The organism is Rossellomorea aquimaris (assembly GCF_000935355.1).
Taxonomy (GTDB): domain Bacteria; phylum Bacillota; class Bacilli; order Bacillales; family Bacillaceae_B; genus Rossellomorea; species Rossellomorea aquimaris_B.
In genome coordinates this window covers 22,713-44,459 of record NZ_JXZC01000008.1, presented here as the reverse complement: position 1 = coordinate 44,459, position 21,747 = coordinate 22,713, and the positions used below count along the sequence as shown (strand labels likewise).

General features: G+C 43.4%; 20 protein-coding genes. 17 read left to right on the top strand and 3 right to left on the bottom strand.

Annotated elements, in window-relative coordinates:
- The first annotated feature begins 47 nt into the window (after window positions 1-47).
- The 5 genes from TV75_RS16505 (at window position 48) to TV75_RS16485 (ending at window position 4,004) form a co-directional block, all read left to right on the top strand.
- A complete protein-coding gene (locus tag TV75_RS16505; RefSeq protein ID WP_437176719.1) occupies window positions 48-1,511 on the top strand; it encodes an aldehyde dehydrogenase family protein in 1,464 nt (487 codons plus the stop codon).
- Between the two features lie 24 nt (window positions 1,512-1,535).
- A complete protein-coding gene (locus tag TV75_RS16500; RefSeq protein WP_044339904.1) occupies window positions 1,536-2,009 on the top strand; it encodes a GlcG/HbpS family heme-binding protein in 474 nt (157 codons plus the stop codon).
- Between the two features lie 49 nt (window positions 2,010-2,058).
- The gene (locus TV75_RS16495) at window positions 2,059-2,655 is read left to right on the top strand and encodes a chromate transporter (protein WP_044339903.1); all 597 of its coding nucleotides are present in this window, start codon (window positions 2,059-2,061) and stop codon (window positions 2,653-2,655) included.
- A complete protein-coding gene (locus TV75_RS16490) occupies window positions 2,652-3,185 on the top strand; it encodes a chromate transporter (RefSeq protein ID WP_044339902.1) in 534 nt (177 codons plus the stop codon). The genes TV75_RS16495 and TV75_RS16490 overlap by 4 nt, the downstream gene beginning before the upstream one ends.
- 141 nt (window positions 3,186-3,326) lie before the next feature.
- Complete coding sequence (locus TV75_RS16485; protein WP_044339901.1) at window positions 3,327-4,004, top strand: GntR family transcriptional regulator; 678 nt, start codon at window positions 3,327-3,329, stop codon at window positions 4,002-4,004.
- Window positions 4,005-4,053: 49 nt separating this feature from the next.
- Here the strand turns inward: TV75_RS16485 and TV75_RS16480 are convergent, their stop codons facing one another.
- Window positions 4,054-4,860 (bottom strand): aspartate dehydrogenase, encoded by an 807-nt coding sequence (locus TV75_RS16480; protein WP_044339900.1) that lies wholly within the window; start codon window positions 4,858-4,860, stop codon window positions 4,054-4,056.
- A gap of 174 nt (window positions 4,861-5,034) precedes the next feature.
- On the opposite strand from TV75_RS16480, the gene TV75_RS16475 reads away from it, so the two are divergent.
- From TV75_RS16475 to TV75_RS16455, 4 genes are all read left to right on the top strand, one after another.
- Entirely contained in the window at window positions 5,035-5,382 is a 348-nt protein-coding gene (locus TV75_RS16475) for a 2Fe-2S iron-sulfur cluster-binding protein (protein WP_044339899.1), read from the top strand.
- Between the two features lie 263 nt (window positions 5,383-5,645).
- Window positions 5,646-6,125 carry a RidA family protein gene (locus TV75_RS16465; protein WP_253275557.1) on the top strand — a complete coding sequence of 160 codons (480 nt, stop codon included), beginning with the start codon at window positions 5,646-5,648 and terminating at the stop codon, window positions 6,123-6,125.
- Window positions 6,126-6,159: 34 nt separating this feature from the next.
- A complete protein-coding gene (locus TV75_RS16460) occupies window positions 6,160-7,182 on the top strand; it encodes an NAD(P)/FAD-dependent oxidoreductase (RefSeq protein WP_044339897.1) in 1,023 nt (340 codons plus the stop codon).
- 12 nt (window positions 7,183-7,194) lie between these two features.
- The gene (locus TV75_RS16455; RefSeq protein ID WP_044339896.1) at window positions 7,195-7,422 is read left to right on the top strand and encodes a ferredoxin; all 228 of its coding nucleotides are present in this window, start codon (window positions 7,195-7,197) and stop codon (window positions 7,420-7,422) included.
- A 320-nt stretch (window positions 7,423-7,742) separates the two neighbouring features.
- Here TV75_RS16455 and TV75_RS16450 read toward each other — a convergent pair whose 3' ends face one another.
- Complete coding sequence (locus TV75_RS16450) at window positions 7,743-9,845, bottom strand: GDYXXLXY domain-containing protein (protein WP_044339895.1); 2,103 nt, start codon at window positions 9,843-9,845, stop codon at window positions 7,743-7,745.
- A gap of 267 nt (window positions 9,846-10,112) precedes the next feature.
- Here TV75_RS16450 and TV75_RS16445 point away from each other — a divergent pair, with 267 nt between their 5' ends.
- Window positions 10,113-10,415, top strand: a complete 303-nt coding sequence (locus TV75_RS16445; protein ID WP_044339894.1) for a DUF5658 family protein — start codon at window positions 10,113-10,115, stop codon at window positions 10,413-10,415.
- A gap of 100 nt (window positions 10,416-10,515) precedes the next feature.
- Here TV75_RS16445 and TV75_RS16440 read toward each other — a convergent pair whose 3' ends face one another.
- On the bottom strand, window positions 10,516-12,015 hold the full coding sequence (locus TV75_RS16440) for a hypothetical protein (RefSeq protein WP_044339893.1): 1,500 nt from the start codon (window positions 12,013-12,015) through the stop codon (window positions 10,516-10,518).
- A 183-nt stretch (window positions 12,016-12,198) separates the two neighbouring features.
- On the opposite strand from TV75_RS16440, the gene TV75_RS16435 reads away from it, so the two are divergent.
- From TV75_RS16435 to TV75_RS16405, 7 genes are all read left to right on the top strand, one after another.
- Window positions 12,199-12,576, top strand: a complete 378-nt coding sequence (locus tag TV75_RS16435) for a GtrA family protein (RefSeq protein ID WP_044339892.1) — start codon at window positions 12,199-12,201, stop codon at window positions 12,574-12,576.
- Between the two features lie 20 nt (window positions 12,577-12,596).
- Window positions 12,597-13,568 (top strand): glycosyltransferase family 2 protein, encoded by a 972-nt coding sequence (locus TV75_RS16430; RefSeq protein ID WP_044339891.1) that lies wholly within the window; start codon window positions 12,597-12,599, stop codon window positions 13,566-13,568.
- A 971-nt stretch (window positions 13,569-14,539) separates the two neighbouring features.
- Window positions 14,540-17,620, top strand: coding sequence for a S8 family serine peptidase (locus TV75_RS21235; protein ID WP_052504593.1), 3,081 nt, complete (start codon window positions 14,540-14,542; stop codon window positions 17,618-17,620).
- A gap of 455 nt (window positions 17,621-18,075) precedes the next feature.
- Window positions 18,076-19,761: a sensor histidine kinase gene (locus TV75_RS16420; RefSeq protein ID WP_044339890.1), complete on the top strand. Its 1,686-nt coding sequence runs from the start codon at window positions 18,076-18,078 to the stop codon at window positions 19,759-19,761.
- A gap of 11 nt (window positions 19,762-19,772) precedes the next feature.
- Window positions 19,773-20,411 (top strand): response regulator, encoded by a 639-nt coding sequence (locus TV75_RS16415; RefSeq protein WP_044339889.1) that lies wholly within the window; start codon window positions 19,773-19,775, stop codon window positions 20,409-20,411.
- 29 nt (window positions 20,412-20,440) lie between these two features.
- Window positions 20,441-20,854, top strand: coding sequence for a hypothetical protein (locus TV75_RS16410; protein WP_044339888.1), 414 nt, complete (start codon window positions 20,441-20,443; stop codon window positions 20,852-20,854).
- A gap of 42 nt (window positions 20,855-20,896) precedes the next feature.
- Window positions 20,897-21,736, top strand: coding sequence for a hypothetical protein (locus TV75_RS16405; protein ID WP_044339887.1), 840 nt, complete (start codon window positions 20,897-20,899; stop codon window positions 21,734-21,736).
- The last annotated feature ends 11 nt before the right edge of the window (window positions 21,737-21,747 follow it).

Below are 21,747 nucleotides of genomic sequence, written 5' to 3'. Positions count from 1 at the left end.
CCATTTGTTCATCATATCCGAGAAATGAATAGGAAAGGATGTTTCGAGTGCTAGTAGCAAAAGCCGAATTATACAAAAACTACATCAACGGTCAATGGGAGGATTCCTCCAGTGAAAAAACGTTTGTCAGCCATAATCCAGCCAACAAGGAAGAAGTGATCGGTGTCTTCCAGGCATCCACACAAGAGGACGTCAAAAGAGCCATTGAATCTGCTGATGCCGCTTTTCCTTCCTGGTCTGAAACGGCGCCTTCCAAGAGGGCAGCGATCCTTAACAAGGCAGCTCAATACTTGATCGACCATGTGGATCAATTTGCAAAGGAATTAACACTGGAGGAAGGGAAGCCGATCGGGGCTGCCCGCGGGGAAGTGCTGAGATCTGCCGATACCCTGAAATATTATGCGGTGGAAGGTCAAAGTCACAGCGGAGAGACCTATCCACAGGATGATCCCAACATGGATGTATCATCAAAGCTTGAGCCACTGGGTGTCATCACTGTCATCACTCCATGGAACTTTCCATTATCGATACCAGCCCGTAAAATTGCTCCTGCTTTGATCACTGGAAATACGGTGGTATTCAAGCCATCCTCTGAAACACCATTGGTTGCTTATAGATTAGTGGAAGCTTTGGTCCACGCAGGACTTCCCGATGGGGTGCTGAATTTTGTGACGGGGAACTCCCGTGAGATCGGTGACAGCCTGGTCGACCATCCGGCGGTGAAGGCTGTGACGTTTACAGGTTCTACTGGCGCCGGGGAACGCATTCACCGCAATGTTTCCTTCGATACGAGAACACAGATGGAGCTTGGCGGGAAGAATCCGTTGATCGTGATGGAGGATGCCGATATCGAGCTTGCCGCCAAATTGACCGTGAACGGCGGCTACAATCTGAGCGGCCAGGCCTGTACGGGTACCAGCCGTGTCATCGTCATGAAAGAGGTCAAAGAGAAATTCCTTAGTGCTCTCGTGGAAAAAACAAAGAACCTCAAGATCGGTAACGGCTTTGAAGAAGGGGTCACGGTTTGTCCGTTGGCGAGTGAGAAGCAATTAACGAATGTATTAAAGTACATTCAAATCGGTAAAAAAGAGGGTGCCTCCTTACTGTATGGAGGAGAACACGTAACGGAAGGTGAATACGGAAAAGGCTATTATGTAAGTCCTGCCATCTTTACAGACGTCGATCCATCCATGAGGATTGCCAAGGAAGAAATCTTCGGTCCTGTCATCGCGGTGATCGAGGTTTCTGATTATGAAGAAGCGATCAAAGTGGCGAACGACGTGGAATACGGTCTGTCCGCTTCGATTGTGACCACTAACTTAAAAACGGCCCAACAGTTCACGAAGGATATTAAAGCCGGCACTGTGAAAGTGAATCGAACAACGACCGGTAATCTGATGAACGCTCCATTTGGCGGAATTAAGAAATCCAGTACGTCCACCTTCCGTGAATCAGGGAGAGCGGGACTCGATTTCTTCACTCAAATCAAGACTGTATATATAGGATACTAAAATTTTTCTGGGGGTAACGACGATATGAAAACTGTACTAAGACTCCAACTCGAAGAAGCGAAAGTGATCATAGAAGAGGCAAAAAGAAAATCAGAAGAAATCAATGTGCTTGAAACCATCGCGGTGGTAGATGACGGAGGGCATGTGATTGCTCTTGAACGTATGAACGGTGCCCGGATCACCGGTCCCGACATCGCCATTGCCAAAGCGTTTACGGCAGCTGGGCATAAGCGTTCCACTCATTTATTTAACAAGGAACCGAACGGGCCTGTCTTGCCTGGAAATGAAGCATTTGGTATCCAGCAGATGCTCCCGGGGAAGTTCGCGGTATTCGTCGGAGGATTTCCGATCGTAGTGGATGATGAAGTCATCGGCGGCATCGGGGTCAGCGGCGGTAACGGTGAACAGGATACGGCTGTCGGAACGGCTGCCCTGAAAGCATTGCAGTCCTACTTAAAGGATCATGACGTTGTAACAGATGCAGATATTAAGAAGTAATTCATTGCAGCCGAGGTCCTGACGATAAAATAATGAAAGAAGGAGTAGCATGAAATCTTATTTGGACCTTACGGTTGGTTTTGCCAGAACGGGAGTGACCGGATATGGGGGAGGGCCCTCCACCATACCATTGATCGAATATGAAGCAGTGAAGAAATACGAATGGATGACAGAAGACGAATTCGGCCAGACCCTGGCACTTGCCAACACGCTGCCGGGTCCGATCGCTACGAAGATGGCTGCGTATATCGGATACAAAGTGAATGGTAACCTGGGAGCGGCAGTAGCGATCCTGGCCCATATCCTTCCTTCATTGTTCGGGATGCTGTTCATGCTCGGGCTCCTTTACAAGTACCGGACGTCCCCGATTGTAGGGGGGATGGTGCAGGGGGTGACGCCGATCATCGGGATCATGCTCCTTGAAATGGCGTACAAGTTCGCAGATAAGGCACGTAAAGGTCTCGGACTGCCGATCGCATTTGGACTGGGCGGCGCTTCCCTTGTACTGATCCAGTTCCTGAATCTGCATCCGGGAATCATGATCGGGGCTTGTCTATTGGGAGCATTCATCGTGGCTGGATATAAGAACCGGATGAAAGATGTGTCCGAGGACATGTATGAGCCAAGAAAGGAAAAAAGCGTATGATTTATTGGGATATTTTCTGGGCATTTTTCATATCGAATCTCCTTGGGTATGGCGGCGGGCCTTCAACGATCCCGCTCATTCAAAATGAAGTGGTCAACCGATATGAATGGATGACACTGGGCGAGTTCGGGGATCTGTTCGCGATTGCAAACGTCCTGCCCGGGCCGATCGCGACGAAGATGGCAGGGTTCATCGGCTATGAAATGGGAGGCGTGTTGGGGATGGTGATTGCCCTTGCAGCAACCATTCTTCCATCAGCCATCGCCGTCATCATCCTGTTCAAATTCGTGAACCTTTTCAAGGATTCCCCACAGGTCAAGCTGATGACACTGTCCGTACAGCCCGTCATCGCCATTTTACTCGGGGTATTGGCGTATCAATTCTTCCTGTCTGCCTTTGAAAAAAGCGGAGTATTGCATCTTGTGATCCTGACTGCTGCAGGGTTTCTAGTCATGAAAAAGCTGAAAATCCATCCGGCACTCGTGATCGTATGTGCACTATTTTATGGAGGGATCTTTTTATCGAATTAATGAAAGGGCGATCAAGTTCTGCTTGATCGTTTTTGCATTTCACCTATTCTACGCTAAAAATGTCTTAATAATATAAAAATGACAGAGTCTTTGATAAAATAGGTAGATAAGAGATTTTATATCGGAGAAGGGGATAATGAAATGAAGTGGGAAGAAGAGGAATTACTTTCAATCCGTGAGCGTGCATATATTTATTTAAAAGATCTGATTCTGGGCGGGGAATACAAGCCTGGAGACCGCCTGATCGAAAGGGAAGTGGCCAGTAAACTGAATATCAGCCGGACCCCGATTCGTGAAGCACTGTTCCGGCTTGAATCTCAAGGCTTCGTCAAGACCGTCCCTAGAAAGGGCGTCATTGTTTCCAATATTTCTGAAGAGGAAGTCATCGAAGTGTTTACGATCCTGTCTTCACTCGAGGTATTGGCTGCAAAGCTTGCCGCACAGAAAATGGATGATGACATACAACAAGAATTCAATGAGAAGATCGAAAAGCTGGAAGCCCTGGAAAAAGGGGAGGGAGAAGGAATCGATACGGAACATATCGAGATGAATCTCCTCCTCTATAAAGCCGCCAAAAGCCCGAAGCTTTTCCAGATCCTTTCCGGGTTGACCGATTATATTCAGATGTCTGCCAGTATGGGATATGAAACCCCTGGGCGCAGGAAGGAATCATTAAAGGAACATATCCAGATCATGAAAGCGGTAAGGGATAAAGAAGCGGATATGGCCGAGTTCTTAACGAAGATCCACATCGAAAATTCCAAAAAAGCCTATATCCATTTCATTGAAAAGCAAAAAGAAAAAGTGAAGAAAAAATAAAAAGGGACTGTGTCTGGATGATGAGACACAGTCTTTTTCTGTAGTGGATTCAAATCCCAATCACAACAGGGGAGGTAAGATTATTCAATGCTTTGCAAATACTCATGGCGACAATGTAACCGGATTTAGGGTTATCTGCCGACGGGGTATTCTGGATGGTCATTTCCACCTCTCCGAAATATCCTTTTGCTACGATCTGATGCGTATTATGATTCACACCCGGGTCTACCAGGACCTGTACTTTCGTTTGATCAAACCCCAGCCCGGCAATGCTGAGGGCAGCTGAAACATTCGTGCTTTGCGGAAAGAGTTTAGCAGATTCACGGGCAGTGCCTTCATAGATGGTAAACTCTTCACTGATGGTATCTAAATCTACTTTTTCCTCAGCGACCGTTCCCCTCCATGCGGCAGGGGGCTTCCGGGTAATGAGCTTCACCTCATCCAGCTCATGGATGGAGGAAGCGGCGATCCGGTCCAGGCCACCTATGGCAGCGGAAGGAAGAATCAATTTACGGCCATATTTCCTCGCTGCTTCTATGACGTCCTCATATAGCTCCACATCAGAGAACGCTCCTACGGATACCGTTATAAAGTGACTGCCCGATGACAAAGACTTCACCGCATACTGATAGACGGCATCATGCCCCGCACATTCGATGATCACGTCCAGTCCGGAAGAGAAGAAGGTTTCTTCGCTGTCCATCACCATGAAACTCTCAGTCTTTAATTCATCATATTGGTCAGAGTTCCTTACTAGAATCGCGTGTACCTCTGCCCCCTCTACCTTATCTTCTTTTATATATGAGACAACATCTTTCCCGATCGCGCCGTAACCTATTAATCCTACTTTTAACATGTTGGAATCCTCCGTTTCGTATTGATGGAATTTTGTATACCAAAAAGTATAGCAGTAGAGCATTCGTTATTCAAATTAAAATTCAGAAAGTTAAGAAATGACTAAAAATATATTGTCAGAATATTTCGTTTGTGGTATATTGTATACCAAGAAGGATCAAGGGAGGAATACTCGATGCCTAAAATCAATTATTCTACTAGTGGAAAAGTTCTGGATGTACCTGAAAACTCGAATATATTACGAATGTCTTTACGATATGATGGCGATCTTCCAAACAAATGTGGAGGGGGGATTTGCGGCAGCTGCCTTTGCAAGATCGAGGAGGGGGCTGAGAACCTGGACAACGTGAAGGTCCAGGAACGGAGAAAGCTCGGCGAAGAATGGCTTGAAAAAGGGTATCGCTTAGGATGCCAAACATTTGTCACGGATGGGGATGTCACGATTTCCTGGGATGAAGAAACCACTAAGGTAGTGAAGAAAAGAAAGCCCGATAAAATCCAAAAACAAGTAGTAAATAAATAAGAACAAACACATTAAAAGAAAGAGGTGTAGCAAATGTGGACGTGTAAAAAACATGTGACGAAGGCAATTGAGATATTGGATGTCCCTCATATCCGCAAGGCTCCGGAGGGTGTGAAATGTTCTTTTTGCAATAAACAGGCAAACCTCAATGTGTTTTATTCCCATCAACCAAGTAAATTCAAAAATAGAAGAGAAACGCTATTGCAAACATCATAATCTGCTGCTTCTTGATTTAATGGCAATCGCCAGGAAGGAAGATCGATGTGGAGAAACAATTGCTAAAGGTTGAAGACAGGCTTGAAGAGATGGGGCTGATCCTGCCGGAAAAGCCCAAACCATCCGGGCATTATCTGGGTTCTGTCCGGGCCGATCCATTCTTATTCGTCAGCGGGGTGACCTGTAAGTGGAATGGTGATCTCCCCTACAAAGGACGGGTTGGAGTGGATGTATCGATAGAGGAAGGATACGAGGCAGCGCGGTTGACCACACTTAATCAGCTCGCGATCGTGAAGGATGTATTAGGATGCTTCAGCCTTATCGAACGTGTCGTGAAAGTCACGGGATATGTAAGTTGTGAAGCAGGTTTTCCAGATGTTCCGAAGGTGATCAACGGTTCGTCCGATCTGCTGGTTGAATTGTTCGGTGAGAATGGGAAGCATGCCAGATGTGCAGTGGGAGTCAGTTCCCTGCCAGGTAATGCAGCGGTAGAGACGGACTTGCTTCTTTTGTTGAAGAAGTTATAAGTCAAACAACGTTGAAGAAAAGGGGTTCGAGTGTATGGAAGAAAGTCCAGTTTTTGATGTCACAATCATCGGGGGAGGACCGACGGGGTTATTTACGGCCTTTTATGCAGGTATGCGGCAGATGAGCGTGAAGATCATTGAAAGTATGCCTCAATTAGGTGGCCAGCTGTCGGCTCTGTACCCGGAAAAATATATTTATGATGTAGCGGGGTTCCCTAAAGTCCTTGCGCAGGATTTAGTTGACGGCTTAAAGGAACAGGCTTATCAATTCAATCCATCTGTAAGCCTGGGGCAGACCGTGGAAAAAGTGGAAAGGCTTCCTGATGGGTCTTTCTTATTAACGACGAATGATGGGGAAGTCCACCAGACCAAGACCATCATCGTCACAGCGGGCGCCGGCGCATTCAAACCCCGGCCGTTAGGAATCGAAAAGCTGAACGAGGAATATGAAAATCTTCATTACTTCGTGAACGACTTAAGCCGCTTTAAGGACCGAAAAGTAATGGTATGCGGAGGCGGGGACTCTGCAGTCGATTGGGCGAACATGCTCGAGCCGGTTGCAAGCGAGGTGACACTCGTTCATAGACGGGATAAGTTCAGGGCCCATGAACACAGTGTCCAGCAGCTGATGAATTCGAATGTCCGGATCATGACCCCCTTCAACGTAGCTGAATTGAATACAGAGGGCTCCACGATTCGTCACGTCGTCCTGCACCACGCGAAAGAGGAGCGGACTGAAATCGTTGATGTGGATGATGTCCTGGTCAATTACGGATTCATTTCTTCCCTCGGTCCCATAAAAGACTGGGAGCTTCAAATCGAGAAGAACTCAATTGTCGTTGATTATAAAATGGAAACGAATATTAAAGGGATCTTTGCCGTCGGCGATATCGCCACCTATCAAGGGAAGATCAAACTGATCGCCACCGGGTTCGGAGAGGCACCAGTAGCAGTAAGCCATGCGAAGCAATATGTCGATCCAAGTGCACGCGTGCAGCCATTACATAGTACAAGCGTGATGGGGCAAACGGACAAGAAAGAAACCATCAAAGCGTAAAGGAGATTGAAAATGGGTAAATACACGATCATAGACCAGGAAACCTGTATTGCCTGCGGATCATGCGGAGTATCCTCCCCTGACGTATACGACTACGACGAAGAAGGACTGGCATTCGTCCTATTGGATGATAACAAAGGGACAACGCCAATCCCGGAAGAGTTCATGGAAGATGTGGAAGAGGCGTATGAAGATTGTCCGACGGAATCTATTAAACTGTCGGATACGCCGTTTGGGTGATGGCGGGACACGGGGACAGGCACCTTGTCCCGCCGTCCCCGTAACCCTATGCGTATCGGGATAAAGTTGATAGGGTTTAGAACGATTCTTGATGTGATTAATGGAATTAGCTCTTCTCATGAATGAGAGGGCTTTTTTGTTTTGGAAAAATAGAGAAGGCTGAATGTAAAGAAATTAAAAAAATGATTGACGTAGCACAAGATACTAAATTTTTAGAAAGAGCACAGAAAAAGGAGTGACTAATAAGCAGCAAGTTCACTTATCAGTCACCCTCTTTTCAATTTGAATGGGACAAGGGACCTGTCCCCGTGGCTTCCGGTCTAGTCCCGCAACCGCACTAAAATCCCATCCCCTTTATCACTCACCTTCACCACGGCTTCCTTCACGTTCCCTTCCACATCCAGCCCGGTTCCTTCCGGGATGAAGAAATGCTCAATTCCGTATGTTATCTGGGCGTTGTTGTCCCATGAGCTTGAAACCTTTCCGTTGAGGAGGACATCACCGGGTTTCTTTTCATAAGGAACATTCCATTTTCCACTAAAGCGATAAACTCCTGCATATTCGTGGAGTCCTTGTTCATTTTTGCGTAACACAATCGTGATGGGCCCGCTATCATCAATGGAGATGTCTTCAAGCTGAGAAATCGTGTAGTTCAATTCCACATAGTCACCCTGGAGGAGTGATCTCGGATCGACGGGTTGAAGCTCTAGCATAATCGTTTCCCCGTTTTGTAAAAGGGCTTCGTTCGAATAAACCTGATACCCGATCCACCCGGCTTGAAGGCATATGATAAGAAGGATTCCGAGTCTTTTTCCGGCAAGAAGTGAGTGTGATTCTTGAACGGAGCCAACTTTCTTATCCAAGTAAACAGCCAACAGTAAGAAGAGGATACCCAACACGGCTAAGAGCAGGGATTTATGGACGAGCTTCCAGGCCAGATCATAATACAGCTGGACGATGAGCATGAACCAGAATACAAGGGATGAAACCCAATAGAAGCTGCGGTCCTGCTTTTTGAAGTAATAGACGCAGCCCGTTATGATCAGAAAAAACAGCGTGTTATAGGTCGTATGAAGCGTGAGGGAAAGATCGATGGCCGTTAAAGAGAAAAAGGCAAGGAATCCAATGAGAAATGCTCCATATTGGAGGACATGTTTTTTATAAGTAGCCAGGTACACACCAATATTCAAGAGCATCATGACGACAAGGAGGGGATGGGCGCCTAATTCCAGTGTTTCCCCAAGGAAAATACCCAAATTGAGTTGAAAAAGAACATAGAATACAAACCTCGCAGCGGACCGTTTCTCAACATAAAACACAAATGCCAGAACGAAGAACATCACAAATGAAAAGTCATCAAAGGCACTTGCTATCATCCCGATGATGAGGCCGGTCATCATGAGTGAATATTTTACAGGGGACGGCCAGCTGGTTAACGTGCTTGGTGTGACAAGAAATACCGTCGCAAAGACAAATAGAGTGACCATTGAGACATCGACCATGAGTAAAGAAAGCAGTCCGAAAACAGATGCCACGATGAAAACAGAGGCGATGGTTGTGACACTTGCCACGAAGATCGTCTTCGTCCAATGACGGGAAGAGGAATGCTTTCGTAAATAGTTCACAAGGAACACACTTCCCGCTAATAACAGAACGGCGGCAAACAGGAGACCGACAAAGAAAAGGCTCGACACATACCGCGCCATCAACTCGAACATTTTGATGATGATAAATCCTGTTCCAAACATCGAAAGAATGATGAAGATGGATGTTTCTTTATGAAAGTACCTGTACACCCCAGCGCCCAGGATGACTAGATAAAACAGGCTGAAGAAAAGGGAATACGCGTTATCGAATGCAGTGACCATGAAAAGGAGGTTGGCTGAAATCAGGCTCAGATAAAGAAGCGGCTTAGAATCGATGTAGCCTTTTTTTGTAATTAAAAATAAGAGAGTGTTCACGATCGCGACTACGAACGCGATCCATGTATGGGCGAGTGTCCAGTGCCCGAATGGAGACGAAGGGAACAGATAAAAGTAAATCGTCAAATGGATGAGGATATGGGTTAATGCGTAAAAACCGCTGTACCTTGTGTACAAACTGAACAGGAAGGCCGGGATAGACCAAACCAGAAACAACAAGTAACTGTCCGCATGTGAATTGTACAGTTGCCCGAGTAAAGCGACGGACAAGCCAAAGGAAATCACCCCGCAGACCAGCAGCCAATTTGAAAGGAAGTGGGCCCCCTTTAAAACACGGTCCAACAGAAAAGCCGCCCCATAGAACAATACTATCAACGACCCTGCCAAAGCCACTTTCTCAAGCCGGGAAAACACCTGCCAGTTAGAAGCGAAAAAATAAAGTGCACTTGCCAAAAGAAACACAACCCCGAATAAATAAGACAGTGAAATTACTTTTTTCATATGGTTCACCCCTTTTTCAGTTGCTTAGTCTACTATATGAGGGAGCAGAGGAATATAGGCATGGGGGACAGATCCTTTGCCCCGTTTATGTGGGACGTGGGGACAGGTCCCCTGTCCCGATATGTATTGTGGTCTAGCGGAATTTTTATGGAGTGTTGTTCTTAATAAAGTTGATGATTAGAAGTCGCATATAGTATGATTAAGGTGGTTGTTCTTTAAAGAGAACAAAATAGCACTATAAAATCACAAAGAGGAGAATGAAAGTCCATGAGGCCACTACTCTTTTACATAGCCCTCCTGAACCTCCTGGATGCCGCACTCACCATGTATGGGCTACATTCAAACTATATAACAGAAAGCAATCCCCTCATGAATTACCTGTATCTCACAAGACCCTGGCTATTCCTGCTCATCAAGGTCCAACTTTCGGTCCTGTTACTTATTCTCTTATACTATCTGAATCCAAAGAAAAAAGCTTCAAGAATATTACTGAGTGTCGCAGGAGTGGCAGCCGTTTCATATACCTTCACCTGTGTTTTGCATGGGTATTGGATCGTGGAGGTTATTTAGGGACGTGGGGACAGGCACCCCGTCCCACTTAGATCTTAAAAGAAAAACCAGCCCCCAATATACAAAGGGTGCTGGCAAAACCGCTAAGTCAAAGTATGTCCTACTTAGAATCCGGGACAAGGGACCTGTCCCTCCGTCCCACACCCAGCCTCCGTCCTGCGCCCAGATATCCCATACAGCTGAGCATGATGATCAGCGGTGTGAGGCTGACGAGGTAGCGGGAGCGGGTTTCCCACAGGATGAAGAAGAGGAAGAACCCGATGATGGACAGCATGGCAAAGGAGGTGAAGGGGTGATTCCCTTTGAACCTGAACGCCAACAACAGTAATCCAAAGAATAATAGGAGATGCTGCACCCTCGCATATCCCTGTAAGGCATGTCCTGATTTATCCTCCGTCAACCGCTGGAAGTTTTCGGGATGGACCGGATATCTCCTTAGTTTATTTAAAGAATAATAGGTTCCGTCAGTCCATGTGTGACCGATCTTTTCCATATTGAATGCGATGTTTCCGGACAGTCCCTTTTCGGTGAGACGATTTTTTAATTCTTTTATGTGGGCCTCGGTGACTTCTTCTCTTGGATATTCCTTTAAGAGGTTGGTCGTGAAGTCGACATCGGTCTGTGCATACTTCCCGAAGCGGTCTTCATTTTGCCCCATGACCATCCAGTGAGTGACGGGCATGCTCCTCTTTTCCACGGTTTCCTTATCAAGGATCCCCAACTGATAAATTCCGTTCGTGAATAAGGTTTTGACAATCAGCAGGACGATAAATGGAATGACAGCATAAAGCTTTTTCCACTTTTTCATAAAGAGGAACAGAATGATCGCGAAGGCAATCGTGAAAATGATCAGTGAGCCTTTTAACAGCATCCCGAAAGAAAAGATGACGGATGCTGTAATGATGGCAAGCAAATCCCCTCTTAAATTCCCATCCTTGTTGATCAATACATGCAATGGCAAGAGCAGAAAGATCAATGAAATTGTATCCGTATATACGACAGGGGCATAAAAGAAATAGGGAAAGAATAGGACGCTGACCAGTAAACTTGCCATTCCGACAGCCTGCCCCGCCACTTTGGACGCAATTCGATAGATGAGATACTGGCTGGTCGTGATGACCATGACGTTAAAGAGCTGGAAGACCAGCAGTGCAGGTGTGGAGAGCTTGCCGATCACCGCCAGGATGCAGACGAGCAGTATATTATTGGGATAGATTGTGAAATAATCCCCGATTTCCCCTTTTTCAACGAAAAGCTTCGCGCTGTCGACGATCGCCCCGAAGTCCCAGGTGGGGTTGACGTTCAATTCTTTTATCGTGAGCAATTGCAGAATCAGGCTAACACCCAATAGCCCGATGACCGCGTATATTCCAGGGATTTTTCCGAGGAACGCCACCAGGTGAAGGCGAAAACGGTATACCAATACGGCCAGCAGAATGGCGATCACCAGGGTGATGGAATTGAAATATGCTGGTGGTTCTACACTTAGCGTACTGTATCCTCTACTGATAAAGATGTTCAATCCTACTAAAAGCAGTATCACTGCAAAGAAGATGTAGTAGAAGAATCTATGTAAAAAATGAAAGATCCGGGAACCCATGATTTTCCTCCTTTTTAAAAATACATTTTCTACTATATCAAAGCGCACACCATTTAGGACTTCTTTTCTCCATTCTATTGTTAAAAATTTGTAAAGTTTGTCAATACAGTCGTTTCCATGATTGATATAAACTTCAATTATTGGTATCTTTAACCGAGAATGAAAGAGTAGGAGTTCGATAGGATGAAAAGGTTCCTGAAATTCGGGACAGTCGGCGTTTTCAACACGTTGATTACGTTGGGGAGCTACACGCTCTTTATCTATATAGGCGTACACTATCTGCTTGCGAACGTGCTGGGATATGTGCTGGGGGTATTGAACAGCTATTATTGGAATAAACGGTGGGTGTTCGAGGCTCGCGATACGAAGGCGGATGTATTCGTGAAGTTCGCTTCCGTGAATGTCTTCACCCTGGCTTTTAATACGCTGATTCTGTTTCTGCTGGTTCAATATGCCGGTTTCCATCCGGTTGTGGCGAATATCGTGGCCATTGGTTCGGGGATGGTAGTGAACTATCTGTTGAATGCGAGATGGACCTTCGCAGCCAAGGGCAGTCATTAATAAGGAAAGTGGAGGATATCATGCGGGAATTAATTTCAATTGTCATTCCCATGTACTTTGAAGAGGAAGTGGCACAGGAATGCTATAACAGGATCAGAAACGTCATGGTGGATCATCATATCCGGTATGAATTCATTTTTGTCAATGACGGCAGTACCGATAGAACCCTGGATATTTTGAATGACATAGCACTGAAGGACAGTCAGGCAAAAATTGTGAATTTTGCCCGGAACTTCGGTCATCAGACGGCCGTGACCGCCGGGATCGATTATGCTTCCGGGGATGCGATCGTCATCATTGATGCCGACCTTCAAGATCCGCCGGAGGTCATTCCGGAACTCATAGCAAAGTGGAGAGAAGGCTATGAAATCGTTTATGCGAAACGGAAAAAGCGATCCGGGGAAACGAAATTCAAGCTTCTGACAGCCAAGTATTTTTATAAGTTCCTGAACTATATGTCTGACATCGACATCCCAAAGGATACGGGAGACTTCCGGATCATCGACCGAAAGGCAGCGGACGTGTTCAAGACGATGACGGAGCGGAACCGGTTTGTCCGAGGGATGTTTTCGTGGGTAGGGTTTAACCAGACCTATATTGAATATGAACGGGACGAGCGCTTTGCCGGGGAAACGAAATATCCGTTGAAGAAAATGATCAAATTTGCTTCGGACGGAATCATTGCGTTTTCGACCAAGCCATTGAAGCTCGTAATGACCATCGGTTTTACGTCTGTATTGATTTCCTTTTTTGTCCTTGTCTATGCGATTGCCGTCAAGTTATTCGGACAAGGGGTCGAAACAGGCTGGGCCTCGATCATGGTGGCCATCACTTTCTTTAGCGGAGTTCAACTGTTAGGCATGGGCATCGTCGGGGAGTACATCGCGAGGATTTATGACGAAAGCAAAAACAGACCGATTTACATCGTGAAGGAAACCGTCAATCTGAAAGAACCGGCGAAGAGGGAGCGGGAATCGGTGGAATATGTGTAAGGAGCCAGAGGGAGAGGTACCTGGGCTCCTTTTCTTTTCGAACTGAGGCGACAAGTGTGGATTAAGCTATCAAGTTGTGCGATTTGTAACCCAAAACCTATTCAACCTAGACACTATTTCAATGATAGGGGGGAGAAGGTAGCGGTTTGCCATAAGTCCGTTCCCTATGCTGAGAGAAGAGCGTTTCGGAGATAGTGTGAGCAGATAATAGCGTGAATTTCAAGAAGGTGCCAGAAGGTTATCCAAAGGAAATAAATACCCCCAAAGCCAGTCAACAACTAAATCGGGGGCATTTACTCTCCATTGAAATCATGCGTTTTCCTGGATTAACGTGTTCGTGTCATTATTGATTTCTTTAAAACGTTTGATCATCTTGTATTAATAGAATGGTGCTACAAAAACTCCCATAGCCCTCCAATCCAGAAGTTTTGCAAATGGATAAATGATCCATCCTCTAAGCCCCCAAAATAATACCCCACCACTAGGGATACGAAATAAGTGTCCTTCCAAATGGTATTGATGCAATAAAAAAAGTAGATATGATAGCCGTTCAAAATCATGAACCAGTACTGAAAATTAGCCTATAAACTAAAAAACACCCGAAAGAGTGAATCTCTTTTTTATTTCTTTCCGTTCACTACTTTGACTGCCGGTAAAACAGCCTTCGCATAAAATGGGATTGAAGCAATCTGAACAGGAACTATTATGCCCTTCCGCATTCATGACAACTTTTCTTTTTAGTGTTCAATAAATATTTCCACATTTTTAACAAATTGTGAACTTTGCATTCTTCCATTATCCCTTTTAAATAATATAATTAAAAACATATATTGCTAATTTAATAGGATAAAAGTATTATGAATTAACAACCATAAAATTCCTATTTTTATAAAAGGTTACAGACATTGTTCTGTCCCTTTTTTTGTGACATTCGGTTGACTATATACAATTTTTGAAAAAGGGGATTACGTATGAAAAAAGTTTGGATTTGGATGATGGTTTTAGGTTTATTTGTTATGCCTTTTTATTCTGTTGAAGTGGCAAAGGCAAATGGAGATACTGCTGTCCCTTCAGATGATAAATTAGCAGAACGAGTGATTGTGAAGTTGAAAAAGCCAGTGGATAAAGCAGCTATTGAGGGGTACGAGGTGTTGGCAAATCAAGAAAATAACGCCGCTCCGATTGTGACAATGGATGTCCCTGACGGGCAGGGTGTGGAATCTTTTATAAAGGATTTAGAGAATGATAGTGATGTAGAGTATGCGGAACCTGATCACTTGATTAAATTGAACCACGTACCGAATGACTCTTATTACAGTCTTCAATGGCATCACCAAAACATCGAATCAGAGAGAACGTGGGATCAAACAAAGGGTTCTTCTGATGTAGTGGTAGCTGTAATTGATAATGGTGTGGATGTGGATCATCCGGAATTTGCGGGGAGGATTGTCGCTCCATATGATACCGTTTACAACACAACAACCATGACTAAAGGTGATCATGGTACCCATGTAGCAGGCATAATAGGAAGTTCCATGGATAACTGGATGGGATTGGCTGGTGTTGCACCAGAGACGAGCATTATGCCTATCGATGCTTTTTTTAATGAAGAATCTGCCTATTCTTCCGATGTCATCGAGGGTATTTATTATGCCGTGAATAACGGTGCTGACATCATTAATATGAGTTTAGGAAATTATTATTATAGCAGTGTTTATAATGATGCGATTCAATATGCGTACGATAATGGAGTAGTGGTGATTGCAGCGGCAGGTAATGACAATACAAGTGATTCACATTATCCTTCTTCTTATCCTAATGTCATCTCAGTCGCGTCGACTACTGAGTATGATACTAAATCAGGTTTTTCTAACTATGGATATGACATTGATATCGCGGCACCAGGGTCTTCAATCTTATCGACATTGCCGGATTCTGAGTACGGATGGATGGACGGGACTTCCATGGCTTCTCCGGTAGTGGCTGGAGTGGCCGCACTTATTTTAGCAAATGAACCTGATCTGACAAATGATCAGGTAGCAGACAGACTATACGCTTCGGCGGATGACCTTGGAGCATCCGGGAAGGATTACTTCTACGGCCATGGCCGGGTGAATGCGAGAGAAGCAGTCGGAGTGGCAAGGTATGTAGCCCCGCCTCAAGTTTCACAAGTATTTGACTACTCTACATATGTAAGTGGAACAGTTGAAACAGATGATGACAGTTACATTGAAGTTAGCAATGGACAAGAAGTCATTGGAGGCGGATATCCCTATTGGGGAAATTTTGATATCGATATTCCAAAACAACCGGCAAGGACGACTCTATGGGTAACCGTTACAGACGGTGATGCAACAAGTGAAGCAACGGCCATTACGGTAATGGACGGAACAAGCCCTGATGTTCCAACCGTGAACGAAGTAACCGATCGCCACACCTCCGTAACAGGAAAAGCGGAAGCAGGGGCGACGGTAGAGGTCAAAGCCGGACCCGATATCATCGGGTCTTCGACGAGTGATGGATCATTCACAGTCGGAATCCCTAAACAAAAAGCGGGAACGGAATTAAGCATTTATGCCATCGATGGAGCTGGAAACCAAGGTGATTCAGCACTGGTCACGGTAAAAGACAAAACAGCACCAGTGAAACCAACTGTAAATGCTGTAGGGGATAGCTCTACATCCATCACAGGAAAAGCGGAAGCTAATGTAACTCTTTATGCAAAAGTAGGATCAACCGAGATTGGAAAAGCATCGGTAAACGGTTCAGGTTATTTTTCTTTAGCAATCAATAAGCAAAAAGCAGGCACTGAGATCAGTGTGTATGCAGTGGATGCTGCAGGGAACCAAAGTGAAACTGTAAAAGTAACTGTCGAAGATAAAACGGCACCAGTGAAGCCAAATGTAAATCCAGTAGGAGAACAGTCCACCTCGATTACAGGAAAAGCGGAAGCGAATTCCACGGTGTATGCGAGCACCGGATCAACGGAAATCGGGAAAACATCGGCAAACAATAATGGTGAATTCACGATTGCTATCAGCAAGCAAAAAGCAGGCACTGAAATCAGCGTGCATGCAGAAGACCAAGCGGGTAACAAAAGTGCTGTTGCTAAAGTACAGGTTGTGAATGAAAAACCTCAACTGAAGACCCTCATCGGCACAACAAGGTATTCAACTGCGGTTGAAGTCTCTAAGCAGGGGTGGGAAACATCCTCAACAATATTTTTAGTTAACGGAGGTGCGATTGCAGATGGTTTAACCGCCACACCATTAGCTTCTGCAAACGACGCACCAATTCTACTGACAACAAAGGGGACGTTGCCGGCAGAAACAGAAGCAGAATTAAAACGACTTGGCACGAAGAAAATTGTTTTAATAGGTGGTAGCGGGGTTATCTCCGATGAGGTAAAAGGAGCACTTGTGAAGCTGGGTTATAGTGTTTCTCGTATTGGAGGTAAAGATCGTTACGAAACCTCTTTACTCATTGCAAAACAGCTCGATAAATCAGTCGATGTGACGGAAGCGTATCTTGCTTATGGAAGAGGGGAGCCGGATGCACTGTCGATTGCGGCTCAATCTGGAAAGGTGAAACAACCGATCATTCTTTCAGAGAAAAAGTCTGTTCCTGAAGCCACGTATGAATGGTTGAAATCAGAAGATTTATCGAACGCTCACTTTATCGGGGGAGCAGCGGTACTGGATTCAGCCATCCTGAAAGAAATGAATAGCATCACAACGAAGAATGTGGAGGGCAACCGTATCAGCGGCCTTTCCCGACATGATACCAATGCGAAAGTGATAGAAAAATTCTACACAGAAAATCACTATCCAACAATTTTAATCGCCAAATCCGAAACAGCCAAACTGGTTGACGCTTTATCAGCGGGTCCGCTGGCGTCTAAACTTGGGGTTCCGGTTCTGCTCGTTTCACAAAAAGGACTGGAAAGATCTCAGATTGATACTATTGAAGGTAAGACTTCTTCAGAAGTTCATCAGATTGGTGGGGGGATTAATGAGGCAGTGGTTGGAGAGGTATTGAAGTATATGGATTGATGTGAGAAGGAGCCAAAGGGGATAGATCCCGTGGCTCCTTTTACTTTTCCCGTATGATTGAAATTTACAACTAGCATGCCCCATTCACCTTAACATGCAGCCAAACTCTCTAGAAGCGTGCCCCGTAAATGACAAGTATTCATGAATACTTGAGAGTTTTCAAACAGTATGATCAGAGAGATGCTCATCCATATTAGTTATTCAATCCCCAAAAAGTCTCCTCTCAGTAAGTGTACTAAATTCGGTTCTTTCCTTCCTAAGTAATCAAATCAACAGGTTCGCTTGTTCGTTATAAAACTTAAAATTATAAGGAAACAGAAGTAATTCATAGGAATATAACGGAAAATGTTCTTTATTAAGAATAATTAGTCCTTTATAAGGTTTTATTTATTATCATCCTTGAATTACACTAAAGTAGTAGTTCATTAAAACGAACAAACGGGAGGGTTGATAGTTTGAAAAGAATTTCGCTGTTTCAAAGTACACTAAAGTATAAGGATATTACCAATATTTATCGATTTCTTTCATGGTTCCTTACGTCACTATTTTTTTTGTTAAATAGTCCTAGTCATTTTAACGTCTTTAAATTCACCGTTGTTTCTTTGCTATTCTTATCTTCTCTACTCATAGTCTGGTTATACGAAAAGGTGAGGCATATTAAGTGGAGAATTATTGTGCTTCTCTTAGTTGAAATGATTGGAATTAGTCTACTTCTGATTCCTACGGGAGCTCTTGATAGCCCTTTTCTATGGTATGCCTTAAATCCTGTTTTGCTTGCAGCTAGTGTACTCCCAGCTACTTATAGCTGGCTGATTTTAATGTTCTACCTGGGTTCTACCAGCGTTACTTCTTACATAATAACAGGGGCTTCCATGCAATTTGAAGTTATAGGTCAACACTCCCCGCTATTGCTGGTGTTTATTCTTACGACGCTTGCTGTCCAATTGTTGTCTGCAGCAAAAAAAGAATTAGCAATCAAGAATCGACAATTAGAGAAGCAAAGGCGAGATTTGGAATCAACTAATCAGAAGTTAGAAGTATCCATAAGACAAAATCAAGAATCCATTGAACATATCATGTCACTTTATCAGATAACGGAGGGGATCACTTCTAAGAACAGTCGAGAAAACGTTGGGAAAACTTTTTCAGAGTATGCAAGGCTACTAAGTAAATCCCCTTTGGCTTTTTTTTGGATGTCTAATGATCAAGGTGATAAGGAAAATATTTACTTTTCGAGAAAAGGTAAAGGGTTAGAAGTGAAAATAAAAGAAATGAACGTGAATATAAAAAAAAGTTGGATAGAATCGGGATTCCATCATACACCTGCCAAAATGCATCTATCGGGTAAGACATTCCTTGTAACAACCGTTACATCGACTACCAGAAAGTTTGGTGTGATAGGTGTAGAGTTGGCGAAAAGCATAGATGAGCAGATGCTCTCTAAACAACTTATATTCTTAGCAGATCTCTCTTCAATAGTCCTAGAACGTATTGCTTACGAGGATATTAATCATAAAATGATACTTCTTGAAGAACAGAATCGTATAGCGAATGAAATACACGATAGTGTATCTCAAAGGTTATTCAGTATTGTCTATGGTATTCACTCTCTGAAGAGACTCACTGTAGACGATAATTTACTGGGACAGCTATCAGTCATAGAGGAGTGTTCAAGGGAGGCTGCTTCAGAACTTAGAGAATGTATCTATAAATTAAGCTCAAGAAAGAATTCAGAAAAAACATTTGTTGATCATTTGGAAACTTATCTAACTCAGCTATCTAAATTAAATGAAAAGACGATCAATCTTGTCACCTCTGGTGATGCAGAAAAAATTCCTTTTATAGAAAAGCAAAGGATATTAAGACTAGTAAAAGAATCGGTCGGAAATGCCATAAGACATGGAAACGCTACGGAATTGGTGGTACGTTTGTCTGTCTTTCAAGATCATTCAATGCTGGAAATAGAAGATGATGGAAGTGGATTCGATCTGAGAAAACCAGGATTGAAAAGAGGGTTAGGGTTACAAAATATGTGTGATTTAGCAGAACTGAGTAAAGGAAGCTTTAAAATTCATTCTCAAATCGGCAAAGGTACCAAAATTAATATCAAGTTATCTCATTCTATAACTATCGCTATTTAGGAGGGAACCAGATGAAAAAAGTATTGGTAGTTGATGATCATGCTTTAGTAAGAAAAGGATTAATATCTCTATTGACTTTAGAAGAGGACTTAGAGTCTGTAGGAGAAGCGTATGATATTGAAACAGGCTTGAGAATGATTGAAAATGAAAAACCCGATATTGTTCTTGTAGATTTAAGGCTTGGAAAAGAAAGCGGTTTAGATTTGATTAAAAGAGCTAAGAGTATGCAAATTGAATGTGAATTTATTATATTGACTTCTTCTGCTCAACCAAGTGATCTACAAAAAGCAAAAGAAATAGCTTCAGGTTTTGTATTAAAAGAAGCCTTGCCGGAGGAATTGTTATATGCAATCCGGTTGGTTGCAAATAAAAGGAAGTATTACGATCCAGGATTACTTGAAATTATGATGACCGTTGGAAACAAAGATGAAATGGAATTAATAAACGACTTAACCCCAAAGGAAGTAGAAGTTTTGAAAGAGTTGGGAATGGGGCATTCGAATAAGGAAATAGCACGAAAGTTATTCATTACGGAGAATACGGTCAAAAAACACGTTAGTCAAATACTTGATAAGCTCGATTTCACTGATCGGACCCAAGCAGCGTTGTTTGCCAACATCAAGGGAATCGCACAGTTTAGAGTCAGCTAAAATTATTTTCAAGTGAAAGTGGTGTGTGTATGAGGAAGAAGCACTTATTTAATATGCGCTGGAAAACGATTACGTTCATTTTCTTTATCGTTTTATTCAATTGTCTAGGGATTAGTTATGCATACTGGAATGATAGTCTTCAGCTTTCTAAACAGGTTACGACGGGTAATATTCTTTTAGTCTTGAAAGATGATTATTTACTAGAACCTATGGAAGGCGTGTCTGATTTGTCGGTGGATATTGAAGAGGGTGCATTAGATATAAACGCCAGTGTAGTGCCGGGATACAAAGGTACGTTAACTTATACGGTATTAAATAAAGGGAGTGTTCCGGTAGTATACAACGACCAAACCATTCTCCCACTTGAAAGCAAGGATTTTAAATTAGTTATTAACTCTGATTTTAAAAAAATGGAAATAGAATATATGCAAATTAAAGAGTAGGTAATCAATTGTACTAAATAGAAATAAATGGAGGAATTCTTCTTGAAAACAATTGTATCAATTCTTTTCATCAGCTTAGTCATTTCTGTTACTTTGCTCCCAAGTGGTTATGGTTACTGGAAAAAGAGCCTTGTATTCACAGGGAACATTACAGAATTGCAGAAAACGCAACCACTACAATTCACAAAGATTACTGGAGGAGGAAAACAATCCGGTAATTCTTTTGGATTTACTATTCATGCCCTCACCCAAGGTATGAACGTTCAATTAGAATATAATGATCACCAACCCGCTACAGACATAAAACAAATAAAAGTAAATGATAAAAGTGCAACGAATATTAAACAGTTAAGAGACAAAGATGGATTTGTAATTGGGGTTCAATTTAATGTTACAGGGGTTGTGAAGTCGGATTCCTCTGATCAAGAGCAGGAAATGAACCTGGACATTAAAATAGTAGATCGCGGAGAACCCGGAAATCAAGATGGATTTGAGTTGAAAATAACAAATGGCCAATATGAAGGTTACACATCAGGTAATGAAAAGATTGAAAGCGGAAACATTACCATTCATGGAACGAAAAAGAAAGGTAAAAAAGAAGATGCTCCAAAACCTCAGGTAATGGAAGAAAAGAGTGAAAATTCAACTTCCAAGGAACAACCAGAAATAAAAAAAGAAGAAATAAAAACAAACCAACAAGAAGCCCAAGATGATGAACAGGTTCCCGAAGAAACTAATAAAGAAGAAATAACAGAAGAACAAGCAGAACCGGTGAAAGAAGAACCATCCATTGAGGAAAAAGAAACGTTGGAACAACCAAGTAATGACAGCGCCAGTGAGATGAACAGTGAAACTTCTTCAGAAGACGAAAATATTAACTAGTGGTGAGAAAA

What these genes read in the sequence shown, in the direction of transcription:
- TV75_RS16430 (WP_044339891.1), top strand. Translation starts at nt 12,597, where the DNA reads ATGCGGGAATTAATTTCAATTGTCATTCCCATGTACTTTGAAGAGGAA.
- TV75_RS16435 (WP_044339892.1), top strand. Translation starts at nt 12,199, where the DNA reads ATGAAAAGGTTCCTGAAATTCGGGACAGTCGGCGTTTTCAACACGTTG.
- TV75_RS16450 (WP_044339895.1), bottom strand. Translation starts at nt 9,845, where the DNA reads ATGAAAAAAGTAATTTCACTGTCTTATTTATTCGGGGTTGTGTTTCTT.
- TV75_RS16495 (WP_044339903.1), top strand. Translation starts at nt 2,059, where the DNA reads ATGAAATCTTATTTGGACCTTACGGTTGGTTTTGCCAGAACGGGAGTG.
- TV75_RS16475 (WP_044339899.1), top strand. Translation starts at nt 5,035, where the DNA reads ATGCCTAAAATCAATTATTCTACTAGTGGAAAAGTTCTGGATGTACCT.
- TV75_RS16485 (WP_044339901.1), top strand. Translation starts at nt 3,327, where the DNA reads ATGAAGTGGGAAGAAGAGGAATTACTTTCAATCCGTGAGCGTGCATAT.
- TV75_RS16440 (WP_044339893.1), bottom strand. Translation starts at nt 12,015, where the DNA reads ATGGGTTCCCGGATCTTTCATTTTTTACATAGATTCTTCTACTACATC.
- TV75_RS16460 (WP_044339897.1), top strand. Translation starts at nt 6,160, where the DNA reads ATGGAAGAAAGTCCAGTTTTTGATGTCACAATCATCGGGGGAGGACCG.
- TV75_RS16455 (WP_044339896.1), top strand. Translation starts at nt 7,195, where the DNA reads ATGGGTAAATACACGATCATAGACCAGGAAACCTGTATTGCCTGCGGA.
- TV75_RS16415 (WP_044339889.1), top strand. Translation starts at nt 19,773, where the DNA reads ATGAAAAAAGTATTGGTAGTTGATGATCATGCTTTAGTAAGAAAAGGA.
- TV75_RS16480 (WP_044339900.1), bottom strand. Translation starts at nt 4,860, where the DNA reads ATGTTAAAAGTAGGATTAATAGGTTACGGCGCGATCGGGAAAGATGTT.
- TV75_RS16500 (WP_044339904.1), top strand. Translation starts at nt 1,536, where the DNA reads ATGAAAACTGTACTAAGACTCCAACTCGAAGAAGCGAAAGTGATCATA.
- TV75_RS16490 (WP_044339902.1), top strand. Translation starts at nt 2,652, where the DNA reads ATGATTTATTGGGATATTTTCTGGGCATTTTTCATATCGAATCTCCTT.
- TV75_RS16445 (WP_044339894.1), top strand. Translation starts at nt 10,113, where the DNA reads ATGAGGCCACTACTCTTTTACATAGCCCTCCTGAACCTCCTGGATGCC.
- TV75_RS16410 (WP_044339888.1), top strand. Translation starts at nt 20,441, where the DNA reads ATGAGGAAGAAGCACTTATTTAATATGCGCTGGAAAACGATTACGTTC.
- TV75_RS21235 (WP_052504593.1), top strand. Translation starts at nt 14,540, where the DNA reads ATGAAAAAAGTTTGGATTTGGATGATGGTTTTAGGTTTATTTGTTATG.